The following is a 10,608-nucleotide window of genomic DNA, read 5'->3' as shown; positions in this document are numbered from 1 at the left end:
AGATATAAGTGTCTGAAAAGACTAAAGAAAAGCCACCCTCAAGGGTGGCTTTTTTGTGCCTAAATCACCCCGCAGGATGCATATAGGATGCAAATGGGAGTGAAACTCCAGCGTAGTTTGGGCTTAAAGCAGGCCATGTCACGATAGCGTGATGCCTGTCTCTAGCCTTATCGATCAGTGGAAATTACGCGATCTGACGACGATACGCTCACCGGCGGAATCGCTGTCATGGGTTCTCTCAGTAGAAGAGCGATTACCGACCTCCGCCAGTAACCCGGAAAGGTCAGTGATCTCCTTAGCCACCAGATGCACGACTTCGCCTTCCTTCTGGAGCATGCCTGTCACGGCCATCATCTGGCTGCCGAGCACCACGCGCCGGTTTGCATCGAACAGATCCGGCCAGATGATGACGTTCATGTTTGCCGTTTCATCCTCCAGCGTCATGAACATCACGCCTTCGGCGGAGCCTGGCCGCTGCCGCACCAGCACCAGCCCCGCCACGGTGAGACGCTTCCCATCCTTTGCCGCCAGCGCCTGCCGACAGGACATGATGTCCCTGGCCTGAAGATCCTTGCGTAGGAAGGTCAGGGGATGATCCCGCAGGGTAAGGCCAAGCCGGTTGTAATCCCGCACCACCTCGGCCCCGTCGCGCATGGGTTGCAGCAGCACATCCGGTTCTTCGGCTTCCCTCGTGACCTGCGCTGCCGCAAATAGTGGCAACGGCTCATCACGCAACGCCTTGATCGCCCAGAGCGCCTCGCGCCGTGCCAGCCCGAGGGTGGGGCGGAACGCGTCGGCCTCGGCCAGATGGGTCAGGGCTGCCGCTTTCACGCCAGCCCGACGCCACAGATCATCCACGGAGACAAAAGGCCGACTGGCGCGCGCCGCAACAATCCGGGCCGCATCGTCGTTGGCCAGTCCCTTCACCAGGCTCATGCCCAGCCGCACGGCGAAGCGGCCATTGGGGCTTTCCGGTCCTTCCAGCGTGCTGTCCCAGCGTGAGGCATTCACACAGACGGGTCGGATTTCCACACCATGTTCCCGCGCATCACGGACCAGTTGTGCCGGTGCATAGAAACCCATCGGCTGGGAATTCAGGAGCGAGGCCAGAAACACGTCCGGATGTGTGCATTTCATCCACGACGACGAATAGGCCAGAATGGCGAAACTTGCGGCGTGGCTCTCGGGAAATCCGTAAGAACCGAAGCCTTCCAATTGTTGATAGATCCGCTCGGCGAATTCCTCGTCATACCCATTGGCGCGCATGCCTTCGATCAGGCGTGTCTGAAACTGCGAGACGGTGCCGGTATTTTTGAACGTCGCCATGGCCCGCCGAAGCTGATCGGCCTCGGCGGCGGTAAACCCGGCGCAGATCATGGCCACCTGCATGGCCTGTTCCTGAAACAGCGGGATGCCAAGCGTCTTTTTCAGAACCTTTTCCAGTTCCGGAGTGGGATAGTTTTCAGGTTCTATCCCTTCACGCCTGCGGAGATAGGGATGGACCATATCCCCCTGTATGGGGCCGGGACGCACGATCGCGACCTCAATGACCAGATCGTAGAACACACGCGGTTTGAGCCGTGGCAGCATGGACATCTGGGCGCGGGATTCAATCTGGAACACGCCGATCGTGTCGGCCTTGCGGATCATGGCGTAGGTGCGCGGATCCTCAGCCGGGATTGTCTGGAGCGTGAAATGCTGCCCCTTGTGGTCCGCCAGCAGATCCAGTCCCTTTTTCATGCAGGTGAGCATGCCCAAAGCCAGAATATCGACCTTCATGAATTTCAGGACGTCGATATCGTCCTTGTCCCACTCGATGATCTGGCGGTCCTCCATCGAAGCGGGCTCGATGGGCACCAGTTCATCCAGCCGGTCATGGGTCAGGACAAAACCACCGGGGTGCTGCGACAGATGACGGGGCACGCCAATCATGCAACGCGCCAGATCCAGCGTCAGGCGAATACGTCTGTCTGACAGATCAACGCCAGTGTCATGCAGGGCGTCATCGTCCAGTTTGCGGCCCCAGCCGTGAATTTGACCTGACAGTGTGCGGATCAGGTCTTCCGGCAGGCCCATGACCTTGCCAACATCCCGCAAGGCTCCCTTGGCGCGATAGCGGATCACCACGGCCGTCAGGGCCGCCCGGTCACGACCGTAATGCTCATAGACCCACTGGATGACCTGCTCACGCCGTGCATGCTCGAAATCGACATCAATATCCGGCGGTTCGCCGCGTTCTTCAGAGACGAAGCGTTCGAACAGCAGCGAATTGCGCGCGGGATCAATGGCCGTGATGCTGAGCACGTAACAGACGGCAGAATTGGCCGCCGAGCCACGGCCCTGGCAGAGGATGTCCTGAAAGCGGGCATAGCGGACGATGCTGTTCACGGTCAGAAAATACGGCGCATACTGCATCCGCCCGATCAGGCCGAGTTCGTGCTGAAGCGTTTTTCTGACTTCAGCGGGAATACCTTCCGGGTAGGTTCGCTCAGCCCCCTCCCATGTCAGGGTTTCCAGAGCCTGCTGGGGTGTCTGACCGGGCACGGATACTTCATCGGGATACTGGTAGGCCAGATCATCGAGCGAGAAGCGGCAGCGCTCGACGATCTGCATGGTGCGGGCGGCCGCTTCGGGGTAACGGCTGAACAGCCGGGCCATTTCCTGTGGTGGTTTGAGATAGCGGTCGGCGTGACGCTCGCGGACAAACCCCGCCTCGTCGATGGTGGTGTTATGCCGGATGCAGGTGACGACGTCCTGCAGGATGCGCCGGTCATGGGTGTGGAACAGCACGTCATTGGTCACGACCGTTGGCACCCGTGCCTGATGCGCCAGGTTCGCCAGTTCATACAACCGCATCTGGTCATTGGGGCGTCGCAGCAGGGTGAGCGCCATGTAGGCGCGGTCAGCAAAGGCCTCTTTCAGCTTGCGAAGATGCAGAGCACAGGCATCATCCGCCGTGTCCGGGATCATGACAACGATCTGACCCTCACTCCACGCGACCAGATCCTCCCAAAGCAGGTTGCATTTGCCCTTTCCAGCCCGCGCCTTGCCGATGGTGAGCAGACGGCACAGGCGTCCATAGGCGGCGCGGTCCATCGGATAAACGAGCACGGGCGGGAAATCGGCCAGATCAAGCCGACATCCCACAACAAGGCGGAGCCCGACCTCTTTTGCCGCGACATGGGCCTGCACCATGCCTGCCAGAGAATTACGATCACAGATGCCGAGCGCCTCGATGCCAAGAGCTTTTGCCTGCGCAAACAGTTCGATCGGAGAAGACGCCCCGCGCAGGAACGAGAAATAGGTTGTCACCTGCAATTCGGCATAACGCGGTGCCGAGGGGCTCATCCGAAAATCCCGTGCAGAAACCAGCCCTGCGAGCCGGTCTCGCCATGCTCACCATCACCGGCACGGTAAAGCCAGAAGCGCTCGCCGCTGGTGTCCTCCACCCGGAAGTAATCGCGGGCAATGGTCAGTTCGGCGTCATTCTTCCACCATTCGCCGAAGACACGCTCCGGCCCATCGGCGCATTTCACTTTCCGCCGCACACCCCGCCAGATGAAGAACAGCGGCGGCTGGTCCGGCAGTTCCGCCATGGCCTGCACCGGTTCCGGTCGTGCCAGCAGCCGGGTAGGGCGAGGCCAGTGATCCGGCCAGTCCTTTGTTTCCTCGGGCGCCAGCGCGGGCACGCGGCAGAAGGACCGCTCGGGCAGATCGCTTTCCACTGGAGCAAAGCGATACAGGGCCTGTGTACCGACACGGTTGGCCAGCGTGTCGATCAGGTCGGACACGTCGGCCTCTTCCTCGGCGATCAGGGAGGACACGGTCTGCCGCCGGTCTATCGGTTCGGCCAGAGAGGCAATGAGCACCATGCGCTCGATGCCAAACCCCGGATCGATGGTCTCGATCTTCTCGCAGAGCAGGCGGGTCAGGCGTTTCACGTCACGCACCGGCATGGCGGTCGCCACACGGATCGCTTCGGTGCGGCTGTCCACACGATGCAGTAGCAGATCAAGACGCCGCACGCCCTGTCCACGCTCGTCCAGCCCCTGACAGAGCAGCGGCACCAGCTTGCCGATATAGCGCGCGATGGTCTCGGCCGCGCCGATGGGTTCTGCAAAATTCTGACTGACCTCGACCGGATCAACCGGGCGGACTGGCACGATGGCTTCACCAATACGCCCGAACGCCTGATCCAGCCTGCGGGCGATATCAGGACCGAACCGCAGCGCTAGGGGTGCCCGTGGCATGGAGGTCAGTGGTCCGATGCGCGATACACCCAGCGTGGCCAGTCCGTCGACAATCGTGTCCGGCAGGCGGAGTGCTTCAACGGGGAGATCAGCCAGTGCGGAAGCTGTCTCGCCAGAGGGCACAACGGCAATCGGTGCCCGGCAATAACGGGCAATGGCGTGCCCAGCGCCCCATGTATCCGCCACCACGGCCTTTGCCCGGAACCCGGCGCCCGCCATGCGGTGAACCATGTCCTTGAGCATGGGAAGCTCGCCACCGTGCAGGTGATCTGCCCCGGTCGTGTCCAGAACTAGCCCATCCGGCGCATCGACGGCCACGATGGGCGCAATACGGTGCTGGAACCACAGCGCCAGCTTTTCCAGTCCAAGACGGTCGCCCTCGGGATCGGCGTCCATCAGTACCAGATCGGGATAGAGCGCCTGGGCTTTGGCCACCGGCGTGCCGGGGCGCAGTCCCATCTTGCGGGCTGCCAGATCAACAGACAGCAGAACCCGCCGTCGCCCTTCACGCCCGGCCAGCGCCAGCGGCACCTCAGGCGCTGGCGCGTCTTTGTCCAGCCGCTTCCTGATCCGATCCGTCGGCCAGAGCGGCAGGTAAAGAGAGACGACCCTTGCCATCACAGGCCTCCACTTCAAAATCGGCACATTCGCCCGCACGGGCGCGGATCAGTTCCAGCAACCAGCGTGGTCTTCCGACACCGGGCACCGGCAACGACACGGATGGCAGGACGGAGATCCGCCAGCGGGTAACGGAAGCCGTGGGCTGACCAAAATCCGCCGCATCCGTCTGCCGCCGCCAGCGTCGGATGGCGATGCCAAGAGAGCCGGATGTTTCGGCCGCCAGTTGCAGGCGGCGTGAGGCGGTCATGGAAAGGCGGGCTACCTCGGCGACAACGGCCCCGAGGCCGCCATGCCGCAGCCCCTCCTCGAAGCAGGCCAGCACATCGACGTCCGATCCCGCCTCGACATAGATGGTCCGGCGTGCCGACAGTCCGACCTGTTTCAGGGAGGGGGCGAACACGTCCTGACGGGTGACGATCCAAAGCACTTTGCCGCGCGTGCGGGCCGCAATCCCGGCGCAGAACTGTCCGGCCGCCGCACTGTGCAGGGCATCATTCCCGCCGCCCGCCACCTCATGCAGAGCGCCCAGCGTCAGACCGCCACCGGGCAGACGGGCGTCTATCTCGCGCACACCAAAGGGCAGCGTCTTGCGGCGTCGGTCACTATGGCCTTCGAGACGGCTGATTGCGGCTCGCAGGGTTTCCAAGCCGGGTTTTTTCCAGGTTTCAGCGGTCATGTCACGGCTCGATGTCCCTTGTGCAGGCGGTTTTCCTGATTATATGTTCCTGATTTGTTCCGTGTAGTCTGTCGGCGTCAACATTTATCTGTCGGGAGAGCGTATCGCTTCAAGTTTGTGGTAATTCGCAATCCGGGAAGATACCGTCCTAAGAAATTGAAAACAGGAAGCTTTGTCGGAAGAGGACAGGCTGTTATCATCTGGCCCATAAAAAAGATCGCTGTCCGGGGAAACCGACAAACACGGAGTCTCCCTCATGCGGTCAGTCACGACGGGAGGCACAGGTGCTTGTTCACGAGGGAGCGGAGCGCAACGCCAGCATCGACAGGCGTCTGGGCTGCTCGCTGGCGGCTATAGCCGGTGCCGTGAACGCCGCCGGGTTTCTGGCTGTGGGTTATTATTCGGCCAATATGACCGGCAATGTCTCCGCACTGGCGAGTGGCCTACATGAAGGCCATCTGGAACTGGTCCTGTCCTGCTGTGGTCTGATACTGGCCTTCGTCGCCGGCGCGGTGCTGTCCGCGCTGCTGGTCAATGCAGGTCGTCGCCGTCATCTGCCGTCGATCTACGCACGGAGCATCCTTCTGGAAGCCTGCCTGCTCGGGCTTCTGGGGGCTGTTGATATTCTGTTTTCGGCCCAGCAACGGGATCCGGTGCTGGCCTACGGGCTGAGTTTCCTCATGGGGCTCCAGAACGCCACGGTCACACGCATTTCCGGGGCGCGTGTCCGCACCACCCATATGACGGGAATGCTCACCGATGTGGGGCTGGAACTGGCGGACTGGCTGGAGAGCTTTTTTCTTCCAGTTGACCCGGCCCGGCGGACCGGTACGCGCGAGCGTCTGGGGCTGCATGCCGCCATCGTGCTGTCCTTCACGCTGGGCGGCGTGTCCGGCGCCTTTCTGTATGGCTGGTGGTCTGCTCTGTTTCTTCTGGCGCTGGCGGGGCTTCTGGCGTGTCTGGCCCTGCCGGGCGCGCTGTCACATGAGCCTGTGGCGGAACAGGAACCGGCCTCGGTTCCGGCTTACGGGGAGAAGCATCCCTGATGTGCAATCTCTACGCCATGACATCGAATCAGAAAGCGATCCGGGAGATTGCAAAGGTTCTCGATGATCTGACGGGCAATCTCCAGCCTCTGCCGGAGATATACCCGAATACAATGGCCCCGATCGTGCGGAGCGGCGGAAACGGTCGTGAACTGGTCATGGCGCGCTGGGGCATGCCGACACCGCCCGGTTACCTGAAGGGACACAGGGTCGACCGGGGTGTAACCAACATCCGCAATCCGTCCTCAACATGGTGGAAACGCTGGGAGAGCGTGCAACATCGTTGTCTGGTGCCACTGACGGCCTTCTCCGAGCCGGAGCGTCTGCCCGACGGGACATCACGACCGGTGTGGTTTGCGCGGAATGATGGAGAACCGCTGGCCTTCTTTGCCGGGATTTGGTGTCGATGGACGTCCGTGCGCAAGCTGGCGGACGGAGAGACGACGGATGATCTGTTCGGTTTTCTGACCACGGACGCCAATCTGGAGGTGGGCGCGGTCCATCCGAAAGCCATGCCTGTGATTCTGACGCAACCGAATGAGCTGGAGCGCTGGATGACGGCACCGATAGCAGGGGCTCTGGCGCTTCAGCGGCCGCTCCCCGATGGGGTTTTGTGTCGGGTGCAGGCACCCGCTCTGGCTGACTGAGGGGCGGGGTCAAACTGCCCTGTTCGTGACGTTTGATGCATCGCAACGACAGATCGGCTTATCGGGTGTTGTGTGGCTGAAGAGATTTCCCGCCATCAGCCCTTTCCACAAAAAGGACATGCGCCATGAGATATGCTCACAGCAATTACGAGGCTTTTGTTCACCCTCGAGCACCGCAGGGTATGGAAGGGCGGTCAGCATGGATCGTGGGCGGTGGACTGGCGGGCATGGCGGCGGCGGCGTTCCTCATCCGGGATGCGGGAATGACGCCTTCAGCCATCACCATTCTTGAGGCCTCGGGCAACGACGGTGGTGCGCTGGACGGAGCGGGGAATGCGGAGACTGGCTGGCTGATTCGTGGCGGTCGGGAGATGGAAGAGCAGTTCCAGTGTCTGTGGGATCTGTATCGTTCCATTCCGTCTCTGGAAATTCCAGACGCATCAGTGCTGGATGAAGTCTGGCAGGTCAATCAGGCCGATCCGTCCACCAGTCCGGTCCGCGCCATGTGCAATCGTGGGCAGCCCCTCGCCGATCGTGACAGGCTGACACTCACGGGAAAGGCGCGGCGCGAGATCATTGCCCTCATTCTGACCGATGAGGATGAACTGGCGGGGAAGACGATCGCGGATGTGCTGTCCGGCGATTTCATGGCGTCGAACTTCTGGCTGTTCTGGCGGTCGATGTTTGCGTTCGAGACCTGGCACAGCGCCATTGAGATGAAGCGCTATCTCGCCCGGTTCGTGCATCAGATTCTCGGGTTGAAGGATCTGCATACGCTGAAGTTCACCAGATATAACCAGCAGGAATCCCTGAGCAGACCACTGGCCACATGGCTTGCCGATCAAGGCGTCGTGTTCCGTCATGGCGTGAAGGTGACGAATGTTACCGTTAATGTTTCTGGCGGAAAGAAAGTTGCGGCCCATCTCGACTGGCTGGAAAATGGCGCGTCCGCCGGTGTTGACCTGGGTCCGGCGGAGCTGGTGTTCGTGACCAACGGTTCCATGGTGGAGAATTCACGCTGGGGTGATCATCATACACCCGCGCCGATTGATACGACCATCGGAGAGGGGAGCGTCTGGCAGCTCTGGCGCAACCTCGCCGCGCAGGATGCAGCTTTTGGCAACCCGGATGTTTTCTGTAGCGATACAACAAAATCCCGCTGGCTGTCGGCAACCGTTACGACCCGGGATGCGCGGATACCGGAGCTCGTAAAGCGGGTTACGGGGCGTGATCCGTTCTCGGGGAAAATCATCACGGGTGGTCCGGTCACGATCGCGGATTCATCCTGGCTGATGAGTTGGGTGGTCAGCCGTCAGCCCCATTTCAAGGGGCAGCCCGAAGGGCAGATGGTGGCCTGGCTCTATGGTCTGTTCAGTGACGTGCTTGGCGATTATGTGAAAAAGCCCATGCAGGATTGCACAGGGGAGGAAATCACCCGTGAGTGGCTGTTCCATATGGGCGTGCCGGTGGACCAGATCGACGACATGGCGGCAACAGGGGCGACGACGCGTCCGTGCATGATGCCGTTCATCACGGCGCAGTTCATGCCGCGCGCACCGGCTGACAGACCGAAAGTGGTGCCGGATGGGAGCGTCAATCTGGCTTTCCTCGGGCAGTTCGCCGAGACGCCGCGTGATACGGTCTTCACGACGGAATATTCCGTCCGCACGGCGATGGAGGCGGTCTATACCCTATGGGGCGTCAGGCGCGCCGTGCCGGAAGTGTCAGATGGTATTTTCGATGTCCGGATGCTGCTGCAGGCGGCAGCGGAACTGCGGGATGGAGAGAAGGTGCCGGCATCGGGGCTGATCCGGCATCTGACGCAGGGAACGGAGATTGATGATCTGCTGGAGCGCTATGGATTGGTTTGATCTTATTGTTAGAAGTCGGGGCGGACTTACCATTATCGCCTCCCGATTCCGACATTCGCGAGTTCGAACCATCTTCCTGAAACTCGCCACTGTGGGATAACTTTTTTCTCAAGCTCCATTGTAGCCGAACCTCAGGATATTGTAACGTAGTAATGCTTGATCAAATGTTTACAGCGGAGAATTTCCGCCGCATCTATGACGTTGAGAACCGCAAAGGGCTCGATTTGGCGGCCCGTTACTTTCCATCGCTCGAACCGTTTACGCTTACTGTCCGCGACAAGGTGCAGGATATCCGCGATCACCGCGCCAAACAGGCGGCTATGACAGCGGATGTATTCGAGGCGACATTGTTAGATCTGAAAACAGAGCTCGCTGCCGTGAAAGCGGAAAAGTCAGCTGCTGTCGATGACTTGATGGACGAGATCAGCCAAAAAGTGCTCAAATCAACCTTTAAAATCGAGTTGTCTAAAAAAGACGGTCCAAAAGGAAAACCGGTTTTCTGCGTCGATACAGAGCCTGAGACCTTTTTCGTTATCAAACAGCTACAGCGCAACATTAATCGTATCTATGGTGTTCGGCAAGCGAACCGGCACGATCTTGTCTGTCAGGTTCGTGACATGCTGGGCAGCAGCTTTCCCTTCGAGCTGGTACGAACTGATATTTCTTCATTCTACGAGAGCATCGACAGAAAGAAACTGTTAGAAAAACTCGATGGCGACCAGCTCCTAAGTCCGACATCGAAGAATTACATCAAGCAGGTCTTAGTGTCGTATGGCGCGAAATCTGGCACCGTAGTCGGCGTTCCGCGAGGGGTCGGCATCAGTGCCTACCTCGCCGAATTTTACATGCGTCCCGTTGATAATGCGATCCGGATGATCCCTGGTCTAGTTGTCTATTGCCGGTTTGTCGACGATATCGTGGCCGTATTCGCGCGCCCCCCGGCAGGCAACAGCGTCGGCTCCTACAAGGACCGAATCATCGATATTTTCGGCAAAAACGGGCTTGCGCACAATGCAGCGAAGACACACGAATTTGCTTTTCCAGATGCGACGCCACGGGATTTCGAATACCTCGGTTACAAATTCAGCATAAATGCAGGAAAATGCGAAATCGCACCCAGCGCAGCGAAGGTGGACAAATATCTTACGCGAATGAAAGCTGCGTTTGATGAGTATTGGCGAGAACGCTCGCTGCGCCCGCGGCGGGCTTATCGAGAGTTAATCTGGCGAATCAAGTTCTTGACCGGTAACACTCGGCTTTCAAATAGCAAATCTCGTGCGGCTACCGGTATTTACTATAACAATTCGATGGCGACTGACCTGACCTGCTTCGGGCTGCTCGACAGGGAACTAAAGACGCTGGTTGATACCTTGCATAGCAGCAGTCTGCAAAAGCAGCTGAACAAGCTCAAATTCAGCACGGGCTTCCAACAACGCCGGTATCATCATTTCAGTGCGCGGGAATTGCAGACAATCGTGAGGGCATGGAAACATGTCT

Annotated in this window: 7 protein-coding genes; 4 read left to right on the top strand and 3 right to left on the bottom strand. The window is 59.7% G+C overall.

The window, feature by feature from the left end:
• Positions 1-174 precede the first annotated feature (174 nt).
• Genes GXY01S_RS15330 through GXY01S_RS15320 form a run of 3 tightly spaced genes read right to left on the bottom strand, consistent with a single transcriptional unit; the run spans position 175 to position 5,547 of the window.
• A complete protein-coding gene (locus GXY01S_RS15330; RefSeq protein WP_061276516.1) occupies positions 175-3,348 on the bottom strand; it encodes an error-prone DNA polymerase in 3,174 nt (1,057 codons plus the stop codon).
• Positions 3,345-4,868, bottom strand: coding sequence for a DUF6504 family protein (locus tag GXY01S_RS15325; RefSeq protein ID WP_169797761.1), 1,524 nt, complete (start codon positions 4,866-4,868; stop codon positions 3,345-3,347). Before GXY01S_RS15325 ends, GXY01S_RS15330 begins: the two co-directional genes overlap by 4 nt.
• Complete coding sequence (locus GXY01S_RS15320; RefSeq protein WP_061276514.1) at positions 4,783-5,547, bottom strand: ImuA family protein; 765 nt, start codon at positions 5,545-5,547, stop codon at positions 4,783-4,785. Before GXY01S_RS15320 ends, GXY01S_RS15325 begins: the two co-directional genes overlap by 86 nt.
• 284 nt (positions 5,548-5,831) lie before the next feature.
• Between GXY01S_RS15320 and GXY01S_RS15315 the strand changes: the two genes are divergently transcribed.
• The 4 genes from GXY01S_RS15315 to drt3a form a co-directional block, all read left to right on the top strand.
• Positions 5,832-6,593 carry a YoaK family protein gene (locus tag GXY01S_RS15315; protein ID WP_061276512.1) on the top strand — a complete coding sequence of 254 codons (762 nt, stop codon included), beginning with the start codon at positions 5,832-5,834 and terminating at the stop codon, positions 6,591-6,593.
• A complete protein-coding gene (locus GXY01S_RS15310; RefSeq protein WP_061276510.1) occupies positions 6,593-7,240 on the top strand; it encodes an SOS response-associated peptidase in 648 nt (215 codons plus the stop codon). Before GXY01S_RS15315 ends, GXY01S_RS15310 begins: the two co-directional genes overlap by 1 nt.
• 125 nt (positions 7,241-7,365) lie before the next feature.
• A complete protein-coding gene (locus GXY01S_RS15305; RefSeq protein ID WP_061276508.1) occupies positions 7,366-9,111 on the top strand; it encodes an oleate hydratase in 1,746 nt (581 codons plus the stop codon).
• Between the two features lie 152 nt (positions 9,112-9,263).
• A partial coding sequence (gene drt3a / locus GXY01S_RS15300) for an antiviral reverse transcriptase Drt3a (RefSeq protein WP_110570461.1) occupies positions 9,264-10,608 on the top strand: 1,345 nt, incomplete at its 3' end.

Origin of the sequence: Komagataeibacter xylinus NBRC 15237, from assembly GCF_001571345.1 — a bacterium.
Taxonomy (GTDB): Bacteria; Pseudomonadota; Alphaproteobacteria; order Acetobacterales; family Acetobacteraceae; genus Komagataeibacter; species Komagataeibacter xylinus.
Note: the sequence above shows the minus strand (reverse complement) of the source record. Positions and strands in the feature narration are given on the sequence as shown.